Consider the following 23,817-nt stretch of genomic DNA (forward strand, 5'->3'; position numbering starts at 1 on the left):
AATTGATCGTAAATAGTATATAAACGGACTTGTTTCTGCAATAATTAAAGACATAAAAAGCGATTTCTTATTCTCTTACTTTATTTTGCGCTCCCTTTTACTATATTGTTTCTCTCGGAATGGACTTTTTACAGTTAGCTTTGGCATCAAGCCTATCTTCTTATCGGATTTTAATTAGACTATCCTAATCAGATTACCATTCAACAGCGATTAAACTTTATTTTCATCGGTACGTTTTCTTTTTCCATATTTGTGGTAAAGTTTTTCGACAGCTATAGAACGCTTTTTCTATAATATATAGAAGAAGAAAAACATCGGATTCTCAGGACAAAAAGACAAGGGTAATAATTAAAAACAGTCACGATGCATTTAATCACACAAAAACGATGAACAAATTGATTTTCAGAAACCATTAAAAATTAACACAAGCATATAAAAGCCTGGCCCTTTCCCGGAATCGGGCTGAAGGAGAAGAGTTTTATTAGTTAAAAAAGGGATATTTACAGTTAAGCAACCGTTTTTTACAACGGATTATGTCCCAATCGCCAGATGGAGAGAAGCTGACCGACAGTAGGACCTTGTTTACGTTCTTTGATATATTCTAATTTATGCCACAAACTACCTAACAACTTTCCGCCTATTTGACAAACAACCGGTATATCAAATGCAACGACGTCCTTACTTTTATCCCAAGCTTTCTGCTTACTTTTATATTGTAAGAACAGCTTGCCATCCACTAATACGCGACTATCAGAAACTTATATTTTCTTTTTCAACAGAAAATCACGAATAAAGGTCGTCACCGTCAACCGATGAACCTTCAGTTTGCGAGCAATCGCGGAGATCGACTCTTTCCGCTCAAGCATTCGATTGATCCGTTCCTCTTTTCCGGTCAGTTTCCTCACTTTCGAACGACTTCCTTTCGGTCGTCCTAACACTTTACCCTCCGCCCGGCAACGCGCCAGGGCTTCTTTTGTTCGCTGTGAAATCAGATTACGTTCAATCTCGGCACTCAGACCAAAGGCAAAGGCCAACACTTTTGAACTAATATCATTTCCTAAACGATAATTATCTTTGATTGTCCAGACTTCTATCTCTCGTTTCATGCAGTCGTTGAGGAGTCCCATAATCATCAACAGATTACGTCCTAACCTGGATAGTTCAGCACAAATAAGGATATCTCCCTTCTGCATTTGTTTCAACCTGGATCCCAATTTACGATCTTCTACATCTTTACTTCCTGAAATCGTTTCCTCAATCCAAGCATCGACCATCAGCTTCTCGTTCTTTACAAACTCATTAATTTCATACCGTTGATTTTCTACATTTTGCTTGTCCGTACTTACCCGGATATACCCATAAACCATAATAAAGTATTTTAAATAGTAATATTAATGTAACAATTCTCATACAAGGAACAAAACGTTCCGAGTTAGCGTTAAATAAAGTCTAAACAAAGAAAATCAAGAAAATCAAGAAATAAAGACTGGAATAAAAGAAATCAAAAAGACATAGAGAAAAGTCCCTCTACCTGAAAAGTTCCATAATCAATCGGCTGTGTCATACGAACGCCTACGGAAACAGGGAAATTCAAACGAAAGAAATTACAATCGGCAAGAATATCTGCTCCAACGGCGTTATAGGTATCCCAACGTCTCTGCTCCTTATATTCTTGATTTGCAGTAAAGTCGTAAAACAAATTACTTCTAAACCGTTTGACATATGCCAGATTACCGAGACTCATATCCGGACAAAAGATACTAAACCCGTAATCTGCTTTAGCCAAAAACAATTGTCTTGTCCGATAAACATAATCATAGCCACGGGTTTTTTCCAGCAATCGTTTTGGGAAGAATAATATTTTTCCATCTGTATTCTGGTATTGATAACCAAAGCGAAGCATTAATCCATCATTTTTTCTTAAGCCGGGAAGATAAGTTGTCAGGCGGGCAGCATACAGATTTCCATAATTTTCCGTATTAGACGGGCTGAACAAATGCTGCAAACGCAGTTGATATCCCAAACGCGGATATATGTCCCGGGCCACCATCTTCTGATAATTATAATATCTGAGTTCAGAAAGAACATATTGGAAGTCACCAAACTTCCCACTATTAAACTGCTGGTATTTATTATTGGTATAATAATAGGTAACAGATGGTTGAAAACCTCTAACCATATGATTTCGAGTAAAATTAAAAGGAAGATACATCCGCGCTTCCGCCTCTACCCTACGCCTGTTAGTTCTCAAAGTCCTATCATATTTTTTTCCATCTTCATTTACATCCCATACCAGATCAAATGCTCTCCCTCCATAATCAACAGAAAGATCTATGACCGGAAACAACCCCATATAAGTCAGTGCTACTTTTCCATGATGTTCACTGTTCTCATAATACCATCCCGCCTGCATAATCGTGGTGTTCAACGCATCTTGCGACAGAACCATTGCTCCGGGTTTTACCATTGTTGAAAAATCGTCTCCCTGCATACCGGCAACATCCATTGCATCATAGTAAAAAGGAGCCCAGCTATGGAATCGGAGTAAGTTAAGGGCTTTTCGATAGGGCTTAGATTCAAACGGTATATCCTGAAGTTCTGTCGTATCAAAATTAAAGTCTTCCTGTCCGGCAAGTGTCTCTGCCAATTCAAAACGATAAGAATTATTAAAATTAGCAGGTGCTTCCGTCAGTTTCTCTACCGGTACAGAAACGACACGATACCCCTTGGCATGATAATCCGCAAAGAATAATTGCGTTCCGTCTTCAGATAATGACGGGGTAAACGCTCCGAAACGGGAAGTCGTTATTTGTTCCGGCTTGCCGGAAACGAGGTCTAAGCGATAAATATTATTCGTCCCATCTGCTCCGGACTCAAAATAAATCGTGTTGTCTTTATAATACAAAGAAGAAAGATTCACCGATACAGGAGCCAATATTTCTTTCCATTCAGCTGTGGTACAATCTAACGAAAGGAGACTTATCCCTTTATTACCAATAACCAATGCGGCCAGACGATCATCTCCAATAAAAACAAGGTCTTTTACAAAAGCATTCTCCGGCACATTAATTAAAGCGATCTCCTTTTCTGTATTTATTCCCTTCAACAAGACACTATTTCCTCCGTCTTTACCGGAACGTGAAAACGCGACCTTCTGTCCGTCTTCACTAATTGCTGGTGTAAGCAGACGATCATTCTGAGTCAATGTACTTATCTTTTCAGTTTCCAGATCAAGACATTTTAAAACAGAATAGTTTTGATGCGTCCATCGCAAACCGGAAATATATTCCGTCCAATAGATATTCTTGTGAGAAAGAATCAGCCGGCTGTTAATTGCCCCTATATAAGCAATCCGTTTCTCCACACCATCTTCTATTTTCACCAAAGAATTTATCTCCTCTAAACCTGATTTTAACGCAACTACAGTCTTTTCATCTATCGCGACCGGATACCGATACGAAGTATAGAGCTTGTTTTCTTTCGACAAGACATTCTGTTTATCCGCAAAGCCGGACAATTGATAAAGACTGTCCTGACGGCTCCATTCTTCATTCAAATAAGAGTAAGTATCCTTGAACAAACGCTTTGTGTTTACTCCCGCATAATGTTTCAGAGCATTAGAAAAAGGAGGAATAGAAAAGAAGCGACGCGGAAAACGATAAGTCACCTTGTCCCAGATATCCGAACCGTAAGACTGCCTCGCATAAGCAGTCATATGATACCCTAGTGCATAATAGGTCGAAGTAAAGTCTTTATACGACCCCAAATACCATTTATCAAACGAAAAGAAATCGCCATCTATCATTTGAGCACGAAAGGGCATATGAAATTCCGAAAGCCTGCCACGTCCGCTATTCGACAATGCCGTTTCTGTTGCCACAGCATCTCCTTCAAAAAACCAACTCGGAACAGCAAAAGAAGAAACCCCGGATATCTGTTCTCCAAAGAGATAATAAAACGGTTTAAATATCCCCTGCATCAATTTGTCGGTTTGCAAGACATGACGTGACTCATGCAAGACTAATTGCCTGTCCCAACTTTGCGCATACAATGTCGGAGACGGAGTCGGTAAGATTTCCATTCTTCTCGGCGCATAGGCCACCATACCGTTCGAAAGCATGTTGCCTGGATGAAGAATCACAGGAAAACGACGTTTTATAGAATGATTCATTGTCTTCATTTCATGCGGATAAGCTATTTCCAAAAAACGGGCATAATTATACGCCATAGAGTCATTACCGGCAGGATATATAAGTTTAAAATGAGAAGTTTTAGATTGTCGCCATTTCATCGAAGCAGGGTCTGTACCATAATTCACAAACTGTGCAGTTGCAACAAATGAAAAAGCCAACATAAAAAACAACACATAGTATCTGAAGAAAATTGTACGTTTCATTCTTTACTTTGACAATTAATGTTGGTCTGATATTTCGCAAAGATACAGATCAAAAATAATATCCTGTCGGTAACGCCTGTTTTTCTTGTTTTAAAGCCCAAAAAGAGGTCGTTTTTCGCACTTTTCTACAACCTTGATATTCAATGCATTATATAGGGCCAAAAACATAAAGGTTATTTTTCGAAAAATAAAGGATATCTTTTCAAAAATAAAGGTTATCTTTTTTTTTATATAGTATTATAAAAAATCGCCTCATTTATACGCTCCATTTATGTGTGCTGATGCGAAGTCGGAATAGATCCAAAAAAAGACGAACAACCGGGTAAAAGAGTTGAACGAAAAATACGTTAACACATTCGTTTCCAATAAAAGAGACTTGACAAATCTCAAAAATAGAGGTAATTTGTTTTGTATTTTGAATAAAACCCGTACCTTTGCAAGCCGAATATTATCTAAGTTTAGTCTAAGAGTTTAGTTTTTAGCACATTGTACTTTTACGTGTCCTTAGATACAATGGGCTGAATTGTTTTTTAGTAATTAATTAAATTTATTTTTAGCAGTGGATACTTTAAGTTATAAGACCATTTCTGCAAACAAAGCAACTGTAAACAAAGAATGGGTGATTGTCGATGCGACAGGTCAGTCTTTGGGACGTATTGGCTCGAAAGTAGCAAAACTTTTGCGTGGTAAATACAAACCAAACTTCACTCCTCACGTTGATTGTGGTGATAATGTGATTATTATCAATGCAGACAAAGTCGTTCTAACAGGAAACAAGTGGAACGATCGTATTTATTTAAGATACAGCGGATACCCCGGAGGACAACGCGAATTCACACCGGCTTCATTAATAAAGAAAGGTGAAGATCGTTTGTTCCTCAAAGTAGTGAAAGGAATGTTGCCAAAGAACCGCCTGGGAGCAAAGTTGCTTACAAATCTTCACGTATATGCAGGAAGTGAACATCCTCATGAAGCACAGCAACCTAAGTTAATCGATATAAATTCACTTAAATAAGCACTATGGAAGTAGTAAATGCAATCGGAAGACGTAAAGCCGCAGTGGCTCGCGTATTCGTAAGCGAAGGTACGGGAAAGATAATCATCAACAAACGTGATCTTGCTAATTACTTTCCTTCTACCATTCTTCAGTTTATCGTAAAGCAACCTTTATCTAAACTGGATGCAACAGAGAAATATGACATCAAAATAAATCTCGACGGCGGTGGTTTTAAAGGACAGTCTGAAGCAGCTCGTTTAGCAATAGCTCGTGCTTTAGTAAAGATCAATCCTGAAGACAAATCAGCACTGAGAGCAGAAGGCTTCGTAACTCGTGACCCTCGCGTAGTAGAACGCAAGAAACCGGGACGTCCAAAAGCTCGTAAGAGATTCCAGTTCAGCAAACGTTAATGCAGGTTATTCACTTGCATGTTAGAGAAGCGTTTAGTATCTAAATTAATGGGATTTTTTTTGCATGTGTTCATGCCGGGAAACTACCCAGTAATTGAATGTTAAACACAGAAAGTAAACGATTTAAAAAAGAAAAAATGTCAAGAGTTAATTTTGATCAGTTATTAGAAGCAGGGGTACACTTCGGACACCTTAAAAGAAAGTGGAACCCGGCAATGGCTCCTTATATATTTATGGAGCGCAATGGTATTCATATCATTGACCTACACAAAACAGTTGCAAAAGTTGACGAATCAGCTGAAATCCTGAAACAATTTGCTAAATCAGGAAAGAAAGTTCTTTTCGTTGCTACTAAAAAACAAGCAAAACAAATTATTGCCGATAAAGCAGGTGCGATTGGTATGCCATACGTTATCGAACGTTGGCCGGGTGGAATGTTAACAAACTTCCCAACTATTCGTAAAGCCATCAAAAAGATGACTACTATCGACAAAATGACTAAAGACGGCACATTCGATAATCTTTCTAAAAGAGAAAAACTTCAAATTACCCGCCAACGCGCAAAATTGGAAAAAACATTAGGTTCTATTATTGACCTGACTCGTTTGCCTTCTGCGTTATTCGTTGTCGACGTAATGAAAGAACATATCGCTGTTCGCGAAGCAAACCGTTTGGGTATTCCTGTATTCGGAATGGTAGATACAAACTCTAACCCAAATAGCATTGATTATGTAATTCCGGCAAATGACGACGCTTCTAAATCAGTAGAAGTGATTCTGACAGCTATTACAGAAGCAATGAATGAAGGTTTGCAAGAACGTAAAGCGGAAAAAATCGATACGGAAGCTGCAGGCGAAGAAGCTCCAAGAAGAGAGCGTAAAGCAAAAGCTACTGTAAAGAAAGAACGCACTAAAAAAGAAGATGACGACGCGTTGAACGCACAAGTAATCGACAAAGTTGCTAAAGAGATCGAAGAATAATATATTCTTAAAATGAAGTGTGGTGTGTCAGCGTTGCAGTTAATGATCATTCGTTAAGCAGCAGGTTGGCACATCATTTTATTTAGAATGTTACTTACAAAAGTTAGAATAAATCATAAAATAAAGATAAAACATTATGGCAGTTACAATGGCTGATATTTCCCATCTTCGCAAAATGAGCGGAGCGGGTATGATGGATTGCAAAAAAGCGTTAGAAGATGCTAATGGCGATTTTGAAAAAGCGATGGAAATCATTCGTAAAAAAGGACAAGCGGTTGCAGCTAAGCGTTCTGACCGCGAAGCAGCGGAAGGTTGTGTTTTAGCGAAAGAAAATGGCGATTTCGCAGCTGTAGTAGCTTTGAAATGCGAAACTGACTTTGTTGCCAAAAACGACCAATTCGTTGGCTTGACACAAGATATTCTTGACGTTGCCATTGCAAAAAAACCGGCTTCTTTAGAAGAACTTCTTGCCGCTTCTTTAGCTGACGGACGCAGCATTCAGGAACACATTACCGACCGTATCGGTGTAACGGGCGAAAAAATGGAATTAGGATTCTATGAATTCACTACCGGTGTTGCTACTGTTTCTTATATCCATCCGGGAAATAAACTGGCTACTATCGTTTCTTTCAACCAGGAAATCGATCATCAGGCAGCTCGTGATGTAGCGATGCAAGTTGCCGCTATGAGCCCGGTATCTGTACGTCAGGACGAAGTTCCTGAAAAAATCATCAATCAGGAATTAGAAATTGCCCGCGACAAAGCTCGTGAAGCAGGTAAACCTGAGGAATTGTTAGACAGAATCGCTCAGGGAGCTCTTCAGAAATTCTTCAAAGAAAACACATTGTTGCAACAGGAATTTGTGAAAGATCCGAAACAAACAATCGAACAATATCTACAGAAACAAAATAAAGAACTGACTGTCGTAGCATTCAAACGCGTTTCGTTGAATGTTGACTAATCATTGCTTCTTTTAAGTATAAGATGAGCCTGGGTTAATATTAACTCAGGCTCTTTTATTTTTTATTGCCCCTTGTTGTAGCAGCATATATCGCGCAAATATCCAATTTGAATCTGATTTATACTGCAAATAATTGCGTTCAAATGCTGTAATACAAAAATAATTAGTTTAATTTGTGATAAATAAGTTTGGAGAAATATCTTCTCCTCATTAAACGTGAATGAATATGAAAGACACTCTTGAGACTAATCTACCAATTGATGAGAATAAATTGGAAGAAACTACAACACCAGAAGTTACACCGGAAGTTACTCCGGAAAATACTGTTGCAGAAACAACCGAAGTAAAAACAGACGACACGGTTCCTGAAGAACCTCCTCATGCTGCGGCAGGAAAGTTGTCAAAAGAAGATATTATCTCGAAACTAAGTGAGCTGGTTGAGCATATAGAAGATGCTGTACGTAATGAAGTAGATTCACTAAAGCAGGCATTCTACAAAATCCGCAGAGGAGAGATAGAGGGTCTTAAAAGCACGTTTATTGAAGAAGGTGGAGAGGAAAAGGATTTTGTGGCTCCGGAAGACGAAACAGAAGGCAAACTGAAAGAACTTTTAGCCAGATATAAAGAAAAAAGAGCTGAAATAGTTGCCGAAGAAGATCGTTTAAAGGCAGCTAACCACGCGTTGAAGCTACAGTTGATCGATCAGCTTAAAACACTTACGGAAAGTCAGGAAGATTTCAACAAACTCTACAATGAGTTCAAAGATATCCAGCAACGTTGGAAAGAAGTTAAGGCGGTACCTCAGGAAGTTTCCGGCGAACTATGGCGCAACTACCAAATATACAGCGAGAAGTTTTATGATATCATAAAAATCAACAATCAATTCCGCGATTATGATTTTAAGAAAAATCTGGAATTGAAAACCGCATTATGCGAAGCAGTAGAAAAATTGCAGGAAGAGCCGGATGTGGTTTCTGCTTTCCATCAACTTCAAAAGCTTCATCAGCAATGGCGTGAGATAGGCCCGGTTGCCAAAGAATTCAGAGACGAAATATGGGGACGATTTAAGGCCGCGTCTACTGTTATCAACAAACGACACCAGGAACACTTCGAACAGTTGAAAGGTAAAGAACAAGATAACCTGGAAGCAAAAACGGCAATTTGCGAAGAAATTGAGGCGATAGACTACACAAAACTTCTTACATTCAAAGATTGGGAAGAAAAAAACAAATTAGTACTGGGCTTGCAAGACAAATGGAAAACAATCGGTTTTGCGCCTAAAAAACATAACGTAAAAATATTTGAACGTTTCCGTGCCGCTTGTGATACTTACTTCAAAAACAAAAGTGAATTTTACAAGGGAATCAAGGAAGATATGGAGAAAAATCTTGACCTGAAAAAAGTTTTATGCGAAAAGGCAGAGGCTTTGAAGGACAGTCAGGATTGGAAAGAAACAACAGATTTATTGATCGGAATCCAGAAAGAATGGAAAACGATAGGCCCGGTTGCCCGTAAACATTCGGATGCTATATGGAAACGCTTTATCTCTGCTTGCGACTACTTTTTTGAACAAAAGAACAAGAATGTTTCTTCTCAGAAATCAGTTGAGCAGGCTAATTTAGTTGCCAAGAAAGCCGCAATCGAAAAGATCAACACATTGGATGTAACCTTATCTCACGATGAAGCACTGGCTCAACTCAAAGAATATATGGCCGAATGGAGCGCTGTCGGATTTGTTCCCTTCAGAGATAAGGATAAAATATACAAAGAGTTTCATGAAGCGGTAGACAAACAGTATGAGCGTTTAAATGTAGACCGGAACGATAGAAGAATGCAATCTTTCAAAGAAAACATCTCAGACATCGCAGGTAGTGGACGTGGTAAAGGACGCTTATATAACGAACGAGACAGATTGATGCGTACTTACGATAGAATGAAAAACGAGCTTCAAACCTACGAAAACAACATGGGATTCCTTAGTATCTCTTCAAAAGGGGGTGGCGGCTTACTGAAAGACATGGAGCGTAAGATCGAGAAGCTGAAGGAAGAAATGGAGCTCATTATTAAGAAAATTGATACGATTGACGATAATTTGGAATAATCTCTCATTTATAAATCTCATAAAGCCGTCTCTTACAGACGGCTTTATTTTTATCTGTACACAATGCCTGCTTTTCATATATTTAATCCGGGACATGAAACAGCCGTATTACTCGGCACGTTAAACTATACTCCTCCTACAAATGTCGGCTGTATGACAAAAGATTTAGCCGGTCTTCCCTTCTGGTACGCCAACGCTGATGATCTCGTATATGTAGCAAAAGAGAATGGGTGTTTTGTGAATGCTTGTCCTCAGGAATTGGGCAAATTTGCTTCTCCGTTCATTGAAAAACAGGAATATACCGGGCATTACACGGCTGCACCGTGGGGCATATCTCCGCATATTCTACACTATCTAAAAACAGTTACAAAAGACAAGGCAATCAATCTCGACATTCAGGAATGGAACGCCGAATATAAAACGCTGACAGGTCGGCAAACTACGATTAAATGTCATCAGCTTCTGTATGAGCAACTACCCCACCTGCATCTCCCCCCTCCTCCCGAAATGATGAAATCAGTTGAAGCCATTGAAATATGTATTGCCGAAAGAGAACTACCGGTTGTTTTAAAAACACCTTTCTCCTCTTCCGGTAGAGGGATATTATGGATACGCGAACCCCAATTAACGAATGCGGAACGAAACTGGATAAAAGGCGCGATACAAAAACAAGGATTCATCAGTGTGGAGAAAGGGTTGAATAAAACCTTAGACTTCGCGATGGAATTTTACGCTGACGGAAAAGGGAATATTCGTTACGAAGGTTTGTCCGTGTTTGGCACCGAACAGAAAGGGGCATACACCGGAAACATACTGGTTTCGCAAGCGGTATTACAGAAAAAGATTGAAGCTGTTATTGGCAAAGAACAATTTGAAAACGTTCGGAAAGCGGTTGCCGAAACACTAAAGACAGTTTATGCCCACTCCTACAATGGTTATTTAGGCGTAGATATGATCGCGTATGAACAGAATAATCAAACGCTGATTCATCCCTGTGTGGAAGTCAACATGCGCTATACAATGGGTTTAGTGGCTCTGCGGTTATTCGAACGTTATATCCATCCGGAAGCAGTGGGTAACTTTTATGTCACGTTCGATAAAGAACCCGGAAAAGCCTTGGTAAAACACATTGCCATGCAAAAAGAACACCCGTTAGTTATCCATGAGCAGCGAATCCGGCAAGGATACTTATCGCTTTGTCCGGTATCGGAACAAACAAACTATCGTGCCTATATAATTGTTTAACACAAAAAGAAGTACTTAAAACTTATGATCATACAGTATTTTACGGACAATGACTTATACAAGTTTACAGTCATGCACGCTATTCAGAAGCTCTATCCCTGGTCTTTCGTCAAATATGAATTTATGAACAGAGGAAAAACCGCCTTTCCGGTCGGTTTCGCTGAAGCATTGCGGAAAGAAGTGAACCATCTGTCCGAATTAAAAATGAGTAAAGAAGAGAAGAAGTACATAAGCAAAAGATGCTACTTTTTCGATCCGGTGTTTATCGATTTTTTGGAAGGCTATCAATATAACCCGGAAGAAGTACATATTGAACAAGTCGGGGGTGAATTGAAAGTCTCCATCGAAGGTTTTTGGTATCGCACGGTATTATGGGAAGTACCGCTGATGGCTATCATCTCCGAACTGTATTTCCGTATGACAGGCGCTATTCCGCATGGGGTTGAAGAAAGAGCAAAGAAAAAAGCGCTTAGTCTGAAGGAAATCGGAGCAGATCATTCTGAATTCGGTACACGCAGACGCTTTTCGTTTGATGTACATGACAAGGTAGTAGCCAGCCTCATCGAAAACTCCGGTTTATCTTTTAAAGGAACCAGCAATGTTTTTCTTGCGATGAAGTACAACACGACACCCATTGGAACGATTCCTCACGAATGGTTTATGTATCATGGTGCCTTATTTGGATACAGGGCGGCAACCGTAAAAGCGCTCGAAGCTTGGGTTGATGTTTTCCAGGGAAGCCTGGGAATCACGCTGACAGATACCTACACCACCGATCCATTCCTGAATTCCTTTACCCTGAAACATGCTAAACTGTTCGATGGCGTACGTTGGGACAGCGGAGACCCGTTCCTTTTCACCGATAAAATCATACGGTTCTATAAAGAAAACCGTATCGACCCTATATCTAAGACAATCGTATACAGCGATTCGCTCAATTTAGAACTGGTTGCCGAAATTAAACGCTATGTGAAGGGACGCATACATGACGCTTACGGAATAGGAACTTACTTCACCAATGATGTAGGGGCAAATCCGCTTAATATAGTTATCAAGCTAACCGAGGTAAAAGTAAATCCTAAATCTGAATACTTGCACGCGGTAAAACTCTCCGATTCCCCCGGAAAACACACCGGAAATGAGGAAGAAATTAACCTTAGCAAACTAACATTAAACCTGAAATAACAGGAAACAGTATGGTCGAACTATTCGGTTTGCAGATTATTTATTATTTCGAACGTATTATCCAACCCGTTCAAAATAGTATCTTTGTCAAAAGCACACAATAGCTGTTCATCAAAAAATAGTATTCCCATGAAAAAACGCCCACCCGTTATTAAAGATATCGCTGAGATTCTCAACATTTCTGTCTCTACCGTTTCCCGGGCACTTAGAGATACGTATGATGTTAATCCTGAAACACGGAATAAGGTTCTGGCTGTAGCCAACCAGCTAAAGTACAAACCGAATATTCACGCGTCGGCTTTAGCATCGGGTAACACCAAAAACATCGGTGTGGTTATTCCATTTATAACGAACTACTATTTTTCTACGGTTATTTCTGGCATTCAGGAAACAGCCTATCAGAATGGCTACAACCTGATTCTGTTAGTTACGAATGACAGTGCCGAACGCGAACAAAGCATGATCGAAAATTTATCGATTACCAGTCTGGATGGTTTGCTGGTTTCTATCTCTTCCAATTCCATTATGGTAGATCATTTCCAGTCGCTCATCGACAATGGTATATCGGTAGTTTTTTTCGACCGCGTTCCTAAAGACGTAGAGGCTACTAAAGTGATGCAGGATGATTTCCAGGGTGCTTTTGACGCGACCGAACACCTTATTCATAATGGGTATACGCGCATCGCTCATATCGCGGGCAATGAACATCTTACATTTACTCAAAACCGTTTGCACGGTTATCTCGAGGCTTTAAAGAAGCATCAAATTCCTTTTCGTGAAGAGTGGATCATCTACTCCGGATTTTCACAACAATGCGGAGAAGATGATATGAAGAAATTGCTCTCACTCAATGAGCAGCCGGATGCAGTTTTTGCAGTTAACGACCGGAAAGCGGTTGGAGCGATCTGCACACTTAAAAACAGCGGACTTCGTGTGGGTAAAGATATAGGTGTAATCGGTTTTACGAACGATCCCATATCCACAATCATTGATCCACCTTTAAGTACCATCGAGGAACCGGCATTCGATATCGGCAAACAAAGCTGCGAACTACTCATCAAGCATATCGGCAACAAAAAGATCCTCCCCAAAGAGATTATCTTACCAAGCAAACTGATTATTCGCGAATCCAGCAAAAGGGAAAGTTAAGCAGGGCTTTTTGAACATTTATCCGTATACAATACGCCCGTTTACGATCGTGTTTACTACAGAAATATGATCGTCGAAGATAACGATATCCGCATCCTTACCTTTCTGCAAAGAGCCTTTTTGTTGGCTGACACCCATAATACGAGCCGGATTTACAGTCAACATCCGTACTGCTTCTATCAACGGAACATCCGCCAAATTCACCATGGAGCGAATCAAGCGATCAGTCGTTGCCACACTGCCGGCAAAAGAAGCTCTGTCCGGAAGTTTTGCAACACCTCCTTCAATCACGACTTTCAGCCCGTTACGTAATCCCCCAAGAATACTGTCGCCTTCGGGCATTCCTGCCCCACGCATCGCGTCTGTAACCAAAGCAATATGTTCACTCCCCTTTATTTTATAAATCAATTTCAGAAAAGGAGCCGGCAGGTGAATACCATCTGCAATTACTTCTACATCCATCTCATCGATCAGGAAAGCACTTTCTATCACGCCTGCATACCGGTAAGCATTACGCCGCGTTACGCCGGACATACCCGAATAAAGGTGTGTCGCTAAGGTATAGCCATGTTCGAAAGCCTTAATTACATCTTCATACACAGCATCCGAATGAGCAATGGCAGGCAGCACACCGTGAGACTTCAGGCAAAGGGCAAAATCCATCGCTCCGGGAAGTTCGGGCGCCGCGCTCCACCTTGCGATCAGTCTGCCGTATGTTTCCAGAATTTCACGATACTCCTCAGGTTTCGGATCACGTATATAACGCGGATCTTGCGCACCTCGCTGGCTCATTGCAAAATATGGTCCTTCGAGATGCAGCCCCAGAAACTGCGCGCCATGTGTGTTTTTCGCATTCGCCTCTTCATAAATACGGAAGGTTTCCAATAAATCCTCGTTTTCGCTGGTCAGTGTGGTTGGAACAAGCGAAGTAGTGCCATACCGGGCATGCGTTTTCGCAACCTGCAAGAAAGCGTCGACGTTTCCATCCATAAAGTCCGCGCCACCGCCGCCGTGCACATGCAAATCGATAAATCCCGGGGAAACATAATTTCCCCGGGCATCAATAACTTCTTCCGCTTCAAAAGGCACATCGCCATCTTCTACGGCTTTAATCAGGCCGTTCTCGATCAGCACCGTTCCACGCTCTATCAGGCGGTAAGGTGTGATAAGTCGGCCATTATAAATTTTAATTCTTTTAGTCATAGCTATTTCAGAAATTCTTTAAGCGACCACGCCCTGATCTTATGCCCTTTAAACGCATAATAAACCAAGTACAAATAACAAGGGAATAATACCCAATAAGCCAGCTTTACATCATAAACATCAGCCAACGCTCCATAAACCAGTGGCAGGATAGCGTTTCCGCACAATCCCATGATAAGCAAGCCCGATCCGTCTTTGGTGTAACGTCCTAAGCCATCTAAAGCCAAAGGCCATATTCCGGCCCAGATCAAAGCGTTTGGAGCACCCAGACATACAACAAACCAAATAGAAACATCCGCACGGTGATTTAACCAATTAACCTCTCCCTGAAGCAATACGATGCACAAGGTTAAAATTAGTCCTAACATGGTACATAACTGCAACATATTTTTCTGTTTTATCACTTTCGGGATCATAACTATTCCGACTATATAACCAATAATAGCCGCGGTAAGTGTATAGGAAGGAAACACCTTCGCTTCGAGCAGGTTCATATCCATTGAAGTGGCATACCCGATAATTGTATCTATAGCAACCACCTGTGTGCCTACATGCAAGAAAATAGCAACAGCTCCCAAAACTAAATGCGGAAACTGAAATACGCTGTGTTTGGAAGAGTTAGCCTTACTCAATTCTTCGCTCTCGTGCTCAGTATCTATCTCGGGTAAAGGAGAGTAACGAATGAATATTCCAATAATGAACAAGAAAATTCCGACTACAGTATACGGAATTACAACCCGCATGATTAATTCATCCAATGCAATTGCCCTTGCCACATCATCCATTAACGGGATAGCTGCAAATAAAGCATCATCCGTAGGTCGTAGAATAGCGGCCGAGAAAGCAAGCGGTGCCAGAATACCGGCTCCTTTATTGCATATTCCCATAATACTGATTCGTTGCGCCGCACGTTCTTTCGGACCAAGGATGGTGATGTAAGGATTAGCCGCCGTTTGCAAAATGGCCAATCCCGTACCCAGCGTAAACAACCCGGTCAGGAAAATATAATACGTCCGGGTATACGCCGCAGGAATAAACAGCAAAGCACCAACTGCCATAATCCAGAAACCCAACATCATGCCCCGTTTAAACCCTACTTTCTTCAGAAGCAAAGAAGAAGGAACAGACATTACAAAATAAGAGATGTAAAATGAAAAAGCAACCAGATAAGACTGGAAGTTGGTTAATTCACACGAAATCTTAAAATAGGGAATCAATATCGCGTTGATCCAGGAAACAAAGCCGAAGATGAAAAACATCACTCCGATAATACCAATCGAAATAATTGTATTTCGATTGGTAAGTGACGTTACATCTATTTTTTTTATATCATTACTCATTTTTGCGAATTTACGATTTCTTTATAGAAAAGCAGCTGATGATTCATCTAAAAAGAAGGCGCAACTGGCGTGATTTTGTAATACGCTTGCCGGATGTAAATTGCTTACCGGCAAGGTAAGGCAATTTCTAACGGCTTCCGCCTTACGACTATCCGGTGAAGCACAAACAACATGTTTCGCTTTCATCATCTGACGGATAGACATACTGATCGCCTGTGTGGGCACTTCTTCAAGTGAAGCAAACCAACCCTCACCCATCTGTTGCGCACGGCATTTTTCATCCAGATCAACAATCAGGTAAGCATCTTCAATATCGAAATCCGCGGGAGGATCATTAAAAGCAAGGTGTCCGTTTTCACCAATACCGACAAAAGCAACATCTATCGGATATCGGGCGATGATTTCGCCTAATCGCTTACATTCGTCCTTCGGATCCGCAGCCTCACCATTGATCAGATTTACATCCAACATAGCCCCCACTTTCTCAACAAAACGTTCTTTCAAATACTTTCTGAAACTGGCCTTATGCGACTCCGGTAAGCCGATATACTCATCCAGATGAAACATCCGAACCTTCGTCCAATCTATATCCTTCTCACTTATTAACTGTTCCAATGTTTCAAACTGGCTCATCCCTGTGGCCAAAATAATATTTGCAGCACCTTTTTCCGCAATCGCTTTACGAATTAATGAAGCTGCGTATTTTCCCGCCTCAATACCAAGTTCATACTTGTCTTTCAACACATTAATTTCCACGTTCTTCTATTTTTGTTAATTTGTTATTTGATCTACTATTTCTTATTTGCTTAGCACTCCCGTTGTATTTCCGGTATGCAATTCAATATCATGCGGAATATTGGTTTTCCAAGAGCCACAAGTAAAATCCGGAATATCTATCGCGGCAGAACGGTTTGCGACAGACCATTCACTAAGCGGTCCTATCACACTCCACGAAGCCGCATCATACACATCCATGTCCATAGGCAATCCATTCCTCAAGCAATCAATCAATCTCCAATCCATCATAAAGTCCATACCACCGTGTCCACCGATCTGTTTCGCTAAATCACCGATTTTAGCCACAATAGCCGGTGTATATTGTTTTTCCAGCTTAGCATATTCTTCTTCACCCACAAACCCCTCATGACCAATCGCGATCTTTCCGGGTAACGGATATTTCTGCGCAAAAGCTTTAGTCCCACTCACCAAATGAATACGCGAATACGGACGAGGAGTCGACACATCATGCTGAAGCATAATTGTACTGCCTGAATTAGTCATAATCGATGAAGTATTCATATTGCCTCTGAACGGATTATCCAAAAACTGTGCGAATTCCGGATCAGATTTCGCGTTTTGTTCAGTTGCCTTCTTCAGCATAAAATCAGCAGAAGCCATAGAAGTCATATACATCATCTTATTTCCACGATTCACATTTAGCAGCTGACAAACAGGACCAAGACCGTGAGTAGGATACAGATTCCCGTTACGCTCCGCGTTTTCCTTCAAACGCCAATTATTATACCGGTTTTCTTTCTTAAAGAAACTTTCCAGTATATCATGAATATAGGCTCCCTCACAATGCACAATATCACCAAAGAACCCTTGACGAGCCATATTAAGTGTCAAAAGCTCAAAGAAATCATAGCAACAGTTTTCAAGAATCACACAGTGTTTCTTAGTGCGTTCTGAAGTCTCAACCAGTTTCCAGCAATCTTCTACCGTTGTAGCAACAGGAATCTCGACAGCCACATGTTTGCCATGCTCCATAGCATACAAAGCCATCGGAGCATGCATCGCCCAATGAGAGGCAATATAAATCAGGTCTATATCATCTCGCCGACACACTTCCATCCAAGCCTCATCGTTTTCGGAATACAAAACAGCCGGATGTCCGGGCGATTTTATACGAGCTTTGGCCAACTCTGCTTTTTCAGGTTGCACATCGCTAATAGCAACGATACTGATTCCGTCTATCCGGCTTATTCGTTCTACTGCTGCAGAACCGCGACTTCCAACTCCCAGAAAACCAATTCGTACGACATCCAATTTCGGGGCACAATAGCCGGACATATTGAATGTTTGCTTATACTGATTTTGTGCTTCTTTCCTGATATGATCCAGTTGAAAAGCCGATTTTCCTTCTTGAAGTTCGCCCGCCCGTGTTGTTGACGTACAACCGGTTACAAGACCAGCTCCGGCCAGACCGGCCGCCTTTAAAAATCCTCTACGGTTTGTTTTCATGTATTTATTTTTATAAGATTAATCAAGTTGATTTTATTAAAATAGTTTTAGAATTTCCTTTACTTTCTTTCCTACAGCCTCAGCTTGCGCTTGCATACCCAGATCGGTTGGATGAATATAATCTACCCAACCATCCGCCGGAATATTCAATTCTTCTTTAGTTAAATAAAAAAGATTAGTAACACCCGCTTCTAACAATACTTTATAAGCTCTTTTAGAGGCTCTGTTCACTCGCTCATCCTCAATTCTTTTTTCTTTATTTACCCGACTATAGCTTGCACCTAAATGTTCGATAAGCAAGATCGGTGTGTCTGCTTTTTGTCGCAACTGACGTACTGCATTCACAATCAAATCAAAAAGCACATTTTCTTCTTCTGACGCAAGGTTGGGAAGGCAATCAAGAATGTATAGTTGCGCATCAATTTCTCCGATAAAATCCAGCATTTCTTTTTCTAAACGGCCATTTCCGGAAAAGCCTAAATTAACCAACGGAATAGAAGACGAACGTTGCAAAATATTGCCCCATGCCATAGCCGGACGTGAAGCACAAGCACCCTGCGCAATGGATGTTCCGTATAAAACAATTGGTTTTACCGTTGAATGAGGAATAAAACTTAGCTCTGCCGATTCCGGGACTCCAATTTCCAACCATTTAACCCGATTATAAAGCGGAAGAAAAAGATGATATTCATATTTTTGATCTTTTTTGCTATCAATTTCCAAACCGGCATAGGTATATGTAATTGTATCGCCAAAGGCATACTTCCCATAACAGAACAACTGCTGATTATTGTTCTCAACACGATACATATCCAAGCCGGAAACACCTAACGTTGGCATATGTGGCATATTCAGCGCACCGCCTACACCATAACGCACAGTTATATCTGAAGCATTACTATAAAAATGTATAGCCAAACCGGCAGAATAACGAGATAAATCCCAGACAGGTTTTCGAACAAGTTGTTCGGCCCTTTCAGGCATACGGGTATAAGTAAACCCTATCTCATTTACCCAAGCCTGATTTTGTATCACCGGAAATGCAGACTTCTGCGGATTATGCCATTTCATCTGAGCATTACCGTTCCAGACTAAACAACTAAATAAAAGGAATAAAATAAATGTCTTATTTTTCATATACCAGCCATATTTAAGTAATTCAAAGAAAGGGCTTCTACACCAAAAAGAAAAAGAATTCATGAAATAAAAAAGCGATAACGTTTCCGAAAAAAGTTCAGGAATAAAACCCGGTTGATGTCTATAATTAACAATCCAAATTCCTCTTAAAACAGTGCCGTTTTTTTACATTACTATATGTTTAAAAAAATAACCTTTATGTTTTAAAAAATATCCTTTATTTTCCGAAAAATAACCTTTATGTTTTCGAGCAATACAAACTACTGATATACAGCAATATACAAACCCGACTTAAAACAGAAAACTGAGCCCGGTTTTTAACTTAAAATATGCAAAAAAACACAAGTTTGACTTGCATATAATATGCGATGCTACGTTTGGTTTATTCTTTTATTAATCACTCAAAATTTCATCAAATGCATATTGCGTTAACATTTCATGATTTCCTTCAAATACCGTCAGTTTTATTTGTTTCACTTCTTTTTGCAAGCATATTTTTCGTGTATCCAGATAACCTAATTCATCTATCGGACTTCTAAATTCCAACAAATGCAGTTTTTCTTTATCTGTCACATAGTCGGAACTGTTTTTCTCGCCTATATCGCTTAGAATTTTATTGTAAAAATTGATCGAATGAGTAATAGGTACACTACCTTGAATACCATCATATACACCGGCATAAATAAATAGTTTTGTTTGTCCTATTTTAGACAAAGGCGTTTGCGCGTATAAGGGAGAACGATATCTGGCATCAAGAATATTTAGCATGCTTTGTGAACAGGTACAATCCATTATATTTTCATCGTATTTATTTCCTCTTATCTTACTTTGGTTGTACCAGGCTTCTAAATCCGTAATTGAGGCCCAGGCTGAATAGCTGTAAATGTTCCGCTTCAATTTCATAAAGCAGCATAGCGTAACATACCCCCCTCCGCTTACTCCTACAATAGAGATTTTAGTAGTATCCACATTTGAATTTGCAATCGCATAATCTATAGCATCATTAATATCGGATATAACTAAATCACTGCCACAGGCTTCTATTGTTTTGTTTGGACCTCTAAAATCAGGATGAATATAATTTACATCGTTCAATCTACAAAGCTCTGCAATGGTATCCCGTTGTGTATAGTCACCACTCCAGGTATGTAAACTTACAATCAAAGGTCTCTTTTTTGATGAACCTGATTTATAAAAATAGGCTTTTTGAATACGTTGATCGGCATTAGATTCTATTTCAACTTCTTCAAAGTCTGCATCCCAATTAAATTTTCTCGTATCGTCAAATCTAATTATCGTTTTATTTTCCGCACTTTGCTGTTGAGCAGAAAGAGGCTGTACGGCAAAGACCGATATACAGCAAATCAAAATAGAAAATAACACCCTCATTTTAATAGTATTTTTTCTTAGCATTTTTAATCTGATCTATCGCTTCTGTGTGTCTGCCAAGGCAAATATCCATATTGGGAAGCCAAGGGGCGGTCATAAACCCTAATAATCGATCCGGATTGACAACTCGCTTACAATACTGAACAGTATCTTCCATATTCGTATCATTAGTCCAATTTCCTCCGGTAGGAACCTGATCATAGCCATATTTTTCAAGATCATCATAGAACTTCAAATACGTACTTGCCGGTTCATTCATTTTAGATAAATCAAACTCAGTATCATAATACCAATTACTTTGCAAAACAGATTTAGGCATCTTTTTAAAGAACAATTCAGGCTGTCGCCATCCATAATCTGACCATATCCAAGGTCTGACACCTCTCTTTTCCGTTTCATCTACTAAGAAATAAAAGTCTTTCCACCATTGATCATTCTGACGAATTACAACATAGTCATAACGTCTTTGATGTTTAGCTGTCTCCTCATCCATTCCCAAATGTAAAAAGCGAGGATTATCAAACAGCTCAATTGCTTCATTGATAAGATCCTTACATACAGAGTAGTATTTTTGAGTAGAAAGCATTCTGGAATACTCTCCCAACCAGATATCATGAGACGCAGCAAAATTCAATTTAGGGATAGGCTCTAAACCTAAATTGCGGATTTTTTGTAGTTCTGCTTTTAATTTATCAATTGACCAAGCATTCTTTATGGCTATTTCCGGATGACTATCGTATTTTATAGCATCACCTAAATCAATAATAACCATATTCATTCCGGCATCTGCCATATTTTTCAAAATAGCATCCCATGTATTATCGTCATTTATTAAATATGGTCTGTACGCACGCATAGCCCATGCGCAAGCTTCTTTATAGTTGGTGTATTTATAATCATCTCTATAGACATCCTGTGCATTTACGGCATCTTTCAATAAAGAGTGATCACTCACATACGGATTATCTTCCCACATATTTGTACTGAGGTGCAAAAGGTTAGCCCATATCAAGTTTGATGTGTTTTTCGTTTTCAACAAATTTGAAATCGGTTTAGAGAAACCCATTGACGGAATACTTGCCGCAGCACCGGCAGCTGTTAACGTTTTGAAAAAATCTCTTCGTGTTGTCATAGTAATAAATCGTTAAGGAAACCTTTGTAAGATAGTTACTCTCAAAGAAATACAATGCGTATTCTTTTGAAAGTAACTATCAAAACAGTAACACAATATCAATTATTTAAATTATTCAATAACCTCCAAGGGCTTAACATTCTTTTCTGCCCCATTATAGCCAATGTTCTGATTTATAACCCCAAGCGTATTGGCCGTAATAATTTCATCAGGGATAGGCCATAAAGCATGGAAAGGAGCAATAGTAGCCACATTATCTAAAAGTGTAACCTTTTGCCTGTAGGTTTCATTATACTTCATAACCCGATCGTGATAGAAGTTTTTGTTACTAAACTCATCTAAACTATACCCATCTTTATTCGCTTTAGCCAAGATATAAGAGATTCTTATTAACTCAGAATGCCTTGGTTCCTCTGCATATAGCTCTCGTGCGCGTTCATCAAGAATAAAATCCAAGGTTACTTCGTTTGGTTCTACAAGAACAGCATTTGCTCTTGCTCTTACTTTATTAAGATCACTGGCTGCTGCAGCAAGATTATTTTTCCAATAATGAGCTTCAGCACGTAATAAATAGGTTTCTGCCAGTCTGAAAATATACCAGTCTCCATTTCCTCCCATTGGCATTGCTTTTGGATCATCCATAGGCACATACATTTTATAGTGAGTCATAGCATAGTATGTTCTGAAGGTATCAACGGGATTCGCAAAATTAGATTTCTGGACAGGTTTTCCGAAATCAACAGAATTAGGGTTGTTATAAATAATTTCGCTTGTATCTACCCAGTTAAGATCAGCCCTTCTTAAGTCTGATGTATTCTGCCATGTTTGACCTTTAATATTCCAGACTCCATATTGGTAATGCGATGATGGACGTACATTCGAGTTACCTCTTCCTAACGAATCGTATTGAGCACCCGAAGCCACCATTCCGGTTTTACCCTGACTGTCTAAAACTTCTACCGCCCACCATGAAGGATTATACTGACGCATGGTATGTAAACCGGCAGATTTAGCATCCGAAGGAGCTTCGTATCTGTCCACAATAGCCAATATAGTTTCAGTGTTAGTTGTTATATTGAAGTTTTTCGGTCTATGAAGATCCCATATCAAATTACGTTTCTCCACTGCCGCATCAACGCCGAATCTTTCAGTCATTAAAGCGTAAGGACCATTAATTACTTTATCTGCTGTTTCTATTGCTTTGTCAAAATTCAGATTTGCAAGATATACCTTAGTCAGCAGGTGTTGAGCTGCTCCTTTCGAAATGACTCCGGGTGCTGTTTTTTCAGGCAACCATTGTGTAGCAAACTCCAAATCTTCCTGTATTTTGTTAAGAATAGTCCATCTGCTATGCGTATAGAAATCCAGTTTAGCACTGGTTATCTCTTCGCCGATAAAAGGAACATCTCCATACGAGTTAACCAGACGATAGTACCAATACGCTCTGAACCACAAAGCTTCTGCCAAAACGGCATTCCGTTTACCTTCGTCTTTCCATTTAATCACATCAATTCTGGAAATAAGAACATTTGTGTTCTTAATGAATTCGTATGCCTTAGTAAATATCGTTAAGTACGGATAGTACTTCGAGCTTGCCGGAGTAAGATTGTAAAAATCTAACTGAGACCATGGAGAAGCCAAATCGGACGCAGCAATATCTGCAGCGATGTAATGTATGTTTGACGTACACTCAGTACTGAGGTTCTTCCGCATTGTTATCAATAATGCCGACAAACCGCTTTCATCAATAAACACGTTTTCCGGTGTGTAAAAAGATTTTGGATCCGGATTTAACCAATCATCACCGCAAGAAACTGTTAGCGACGTGACAAATACTGTTAAAAGAAGAATTTTAATATATTTCATATAATTGTTTTTTTGACCTGTTATCAATATTAAAGAAGTTTTTTTCTTATTTCAATGATAATAAAATTACAAAAAGAGAGTA

The 23,817-nt window shown here is 39.7% G+C and carries 19 protein-coding genes; 8 read left to right on the top strand and 11 right to left on the bottom strand.

Features of this window, described 5'->3' with window-relative positions; genetic code table 11:
• Positions 1-521 precede the first annotated feature (521 nt).
• From B9Y81_RS00180 to B9Y81_RS00190, 3 genes are all read right to left on the bottom strand, one after another.
• Positions 522-737, bottom strand: a complete 216-nt coding sequence (locus B9Y81_RS00180) for a hypothetical protein (protein WP_085534991.1) — start codon at positions 735-737, stop codon at positions 522-524.
• 21 nt (positions 738-758) lie between these two features.
• A complete protein-coding gene (locus B9Y81_RS00185; RefSeq protein WP_085534992.1) occupies positions 759-1,367 on the bottom strand; it encodes a master DNA invertase Mpi family serine-type recombinase in 609 nt (202 codons plus the stop codon).
• 134 nt (positions 1,368-1,501) lie between these two features.
• A complete protein-coding gene (locus B9Y81_RS00190; RefSeq protein ID WP_085534993.1) occupies positions 1,502-4,396 on the bottom strand; it encodes a TolB-like translocation protein in 2,895 nt (964 codons plus the stop codon).
• Between the two features lie 559 nt (positions 4,397-4,955).
• Between B9Y81_RS00190 and rplM the strand changes: the two genes are divergently transcribed.
• The 8 genes from rplM to B9Y81_RS00230 all read left to right on the top strand — a co-directional run bounded on the left by rplM (position 4,956) and on the right by B9Y81_RS00230 (position 13,424).
• Complete coding sequence (rplM, locus tag B9Y81_RS00195; protein WP_085534994.1) at positions 4,956-5,411, top strand: 50S ribosomal protein L13; 456 nt, start codon at positions 4,956-4,958, stop codon at positions 5,409-5,411.
• Positions 5,412-5,416: 5 nt separating this feature from the next.
• Entirely contained in the window at positions 5,417-5,803 is a 387-nt protein-coding gene (gene rpsI / locus B9Y81_RS00200; protein WP_085534995.1) for a 30S ribosomal protein S9, read from the top strand.
• A gap of 137 nt (positions 5,804-5,940) precedes the next feature.
• Positions 5,941-6,783 carry a 30S ribosomal protein S2 gene (rpsB, locus tag B9Y81_RS00205; RefSeq protein WP_085535043.1) on the top strand — a complete coding sequence of 281 codons (843 nt, stop codon included), beginning with the start codon at positions 5,941-5,943 and terminating at the stop codon, positions 6,781-6,783.
• 136 nt (positions 6,784-6,919) lie between these two features.
• Positions 6,920-7,744 carry a translation elongation factor Ts gene (tsf, locus tag B9Y81_RS00210; RefSeq protein ID WP_085534996.1) on the top strand — a complete coding sequence of 275 codons (825 nt, stop codon included), beginning with the start codon at positions 6,920-6,922 and terminating at the stop codon, positions 7,742-7,744.
• A gap of 226 nt (positions 7,745-7,970) precedes the next feature.
• Positions 7,971-9,845 carry a DUF349 domain-containing protein gene (locus tag B9Y81_RS00215; protein WP_085535044.1) on the top strand — a complete coding sequence of 625 codons (1,875 nt, stop codon included), beginning with the start codon at positions 7,971-7,973 and terminating at the stop codon, positions 9,843-9,845.
• Positions 9,846-9,998: 153 nt separating this feature from the next.
• Positions 9,999-11,090 carry a hypothetical protein gene (locus B9Y81_RS00220; protein WP_139822867.1) on the top strand — a complete coding sequence of 364 codons (1,092 nt, stop codon included), beginning with the start codon at positions 9,999-10,001 and terminating at the stop codon, positions 11,088-11,090.
• Between the two features lie 24 nt (positions 11,091-11,114).
• Positions 11,115-12,275, top strand: coding sequence for a nicotinate phosphoribosyltransferase (gene pncB, locus B9Y81_RS00225; RefSeq protein ID WP_085534998.1), 1,161 nt, complete (start codon positions 11,115-11,117; stop codon positions 12,273-12,275).
• A gap of 129 nt (positions 12,276-12,404) precedes the next feature.
• Positions 12,405-13,424, top strand: a complete 1,020-nt coding sequence (locus tag B9Y81_RS00230; RefSeq protein ID WP_085534999.1) for a LacI family DNA-binding transcriptional regulator — start codon at positions 12,405-12,407, stop codon at positions 13,422-13,424.
• Positions 13,425-13,442: 18 nt separating this feature from the next.
• Here the strand turns inward: B9Y81_RS00230 and nagA are convergent, their stop codons facing one another.
• The 8 genes from nagA to B9Y81_RS00270 all read right to left on the bottom strand — a co-directional run bounded on the left by nagA (position 13,443) and on the right by B9Y81_RS00270 (position 23,735).
• Positions 13,443-14,627: an N-acetylglucosamine-6-phosphate deacetylase gene (gene nagA, locus B9Y81_RS00235; RefSeq protein WP_085535000.1), complete on the bottom strand. Its 1,185-nt coding sequence runs from the start codon at positions 14,625-14,627 to the stop codon at positions 13,443-13,445.
• A gap of 2 nt (positions 14,628-14,629) precedes the next feature.
• Entirely contained in the window at positions 14,630-15,967 is a 1,338-nt protein-coding gene (locus B9Y81_RS00240) for a sugar MFS transporter (RefSeq protein ID WP_085535001.1), read from the bottom strand.
• 21 nt (positions 15,968-15,988) lie between these two features.
• Positions 15,989-16,723, bottom strand: coding sequence for a glucosamine-6-phosphate deaminase (locus B9Y81_RS00245; protein ID WP_085535002.1), 735 nt, complete (start codon positions 16,721-16,723; stop codon positions 15,989-15,991).
• Positions 16,724-16,765: 42 nt separating this feature from the next.
• On the bottom strand, positions 16,766-18,211 hold the full coding sequence (locus tag B9Y81_RS00250; RefSeq protein ID WP_085535003.1) for a Gfo/Idh/MocA family oxidoreductase: 1,446 nt from the start codon (positions 18,209-18,211) through the stop codon (positions 16,766-16,768).
• 36 nt (positions 18,212-18,247) lie between these two features.
• Positions 18,248-19,348, bottom strand: a complete 1,101-nt coding sequence (locus B9Y81_RS00255; protein ID WP_085535004.1) for an SGNH/GDSL hydrolase family protein — start codon at positions 19,346-19,348, stop codon at positions 18,248-18,250.
• Between the two features lie 393 nt (positions 19,349-19,741).
• Positions 19,742-20,737 (bottom strand): alpha/beta hydrolase family protein, encoded by a 996-nt coding sequence (locus tag B9Y81_RS00260; protein WP_176221422.1) that lies wholly within the window; start codon positions 20,735-20,737, stop codon positions 19,742-19,744.
• 1 nt (position 20,738) lies between these two features.
• Positions 20,739-21,869 (bottom strand): twin-arginine translocation signal domain-containing protein, encoded by a 1,131-nt coding sequence (locus B9Y81_RS00265; RefSeq protein ID WP_085535006.1) that lies wholly within the window; start codon positions 21,867-21,869, stop codon positions 20,739-20,741.
• Between the two features lie 111 nt (positions 21,870-21,980).
• The gene (locus tag B9Y81_RS00270; protein WP_085535007.1) at positions 21,981-23,735 is read right to left on the bottom strand and encodes a RagB/SusD family nutrient uptake outer membrane protein; all 1,755 of its coding nucleotides are present in this window, start codon (positions 23,733-23,735) and stop codon (positions 21,981-21,983) included.
• Positions 23,736-23,817: the final 82 nt, after the last annotated feature.

The sequence above is a fragment of the Massilibacteroides vaginae genome (genome assembly GCF_900178525.1).
In the GTDB taxonomy this organism is placed as follows: Bacteria; Bacteroidota; Bacteroidia; order Bacteroidales; family Tannerellaceae; genus Massilibacteroides; species Massilibacteroides vaginae.

Coding starts and splice junctions, on each gene's coding strand:
- rpsI (WP_085534995.1), top strand. CDS start 5,417: ATGGAAGTAGTAAATGCAATCGGAAGACGTAAAGCCGCAGTGGCTCGC.
- pncB (WP_085534998.1), top strand. CDS start 11,115: ATGATCATACAGTATTTTACGGACAATGACTTATACAAGTTTACAGTC.
- nagA (WP_085535000.1), bottom strand. CDS start 14,627: ATGACTAAAAGAATTAAAATTTATAATGGCCGACTTATCACACCTTAC.
- B9Y81_RS00190 (WP_085534993.1), bottom strand. CDS start 4,396: ATGAAACGTACAATTTTCTTCAGATACTATGTGTTGTTTTTTATGTTG.
- B9Y81_RS00255 (WP_085535004.1), bottom strand. CDS start 19,348: ATGAAAAATAAGACATTTATTTTATTCCTTTTATTTAGTTGTTTAGTC.
- B9Y81_RS00185 (WP_085534992.1), bottom strand. CDS start 1,367: ATGGTTTATGGGTATATCCGGGTAAGTACGGACAAGCAAAATGTAGAA.
- B9Y81_RS00220 (WP_139822867.1), top strand. CDS start 9,999: ATGACAAAAGATTTAGCCGGTCTTCCCTTCTGGTACGCCAACGCTGAT.
- rpsB (WP_085535043.1), top strand. CDS start 5,941: ATGTCAAGAGTTAATTTTGATCAGTTATTAGAAGCAGGGGTACACTTC.
- tsf (WP_085534996.1), top strand. CDS start 6,920: ATGGCAGTTACAATGGCTGATATTTCCCATCTTCGCAAAATGAGCGGA.
- B9Y81_RS00230 (WP_085534999.1), top strand. CDS start 12,405: ATGAAAAAACGCCCACCCGTTATTAAAGATATCGCTGAGATTCTCAAC.
- B9Y81_RS00265 (WP_085535006.1), bottom strand. CDS start 21,869: ATGACAACACGAAGAGATTTTTTCAAAACGTTAACAGCTGCCGGTGCT.
- B9Y81_RS00240 (WP_085535001.1), bottom strand. CDS start 15,967: ATGAGTAATGATATAAAAAAAATAGATGTAACGTCACTTACCAATCGA.
- B9Y81_RS00250 (WP_085535003.1), bottom strand. CDS start 18,211: ATGAAAACAAACCGTAGAGGATTTTTAAAGGCGGCCGGTCTGGCCGGA.
- B9Y81_RS00260 (WP_176221422.1), bottom strand. CDS start 20,737: ATGAGGGTGTTATTTTCTATTTTGATTTGCTGTATATCGGTCTTTGCC.
- B9Y81_RS00270 (WP_085535007.1), bottom strand. CDS start 23,735: ATGAAATATATTAAAATTCTTCTTTTAACAGTATTTGTCACGTCGCTA.
- B9Y81_RS00215 (WP_085535044.1), top strand. CDS start 7,971: ATGAAAGACACTCTTGAGACTAATCTACCAATTGATGAGAATAAATTG.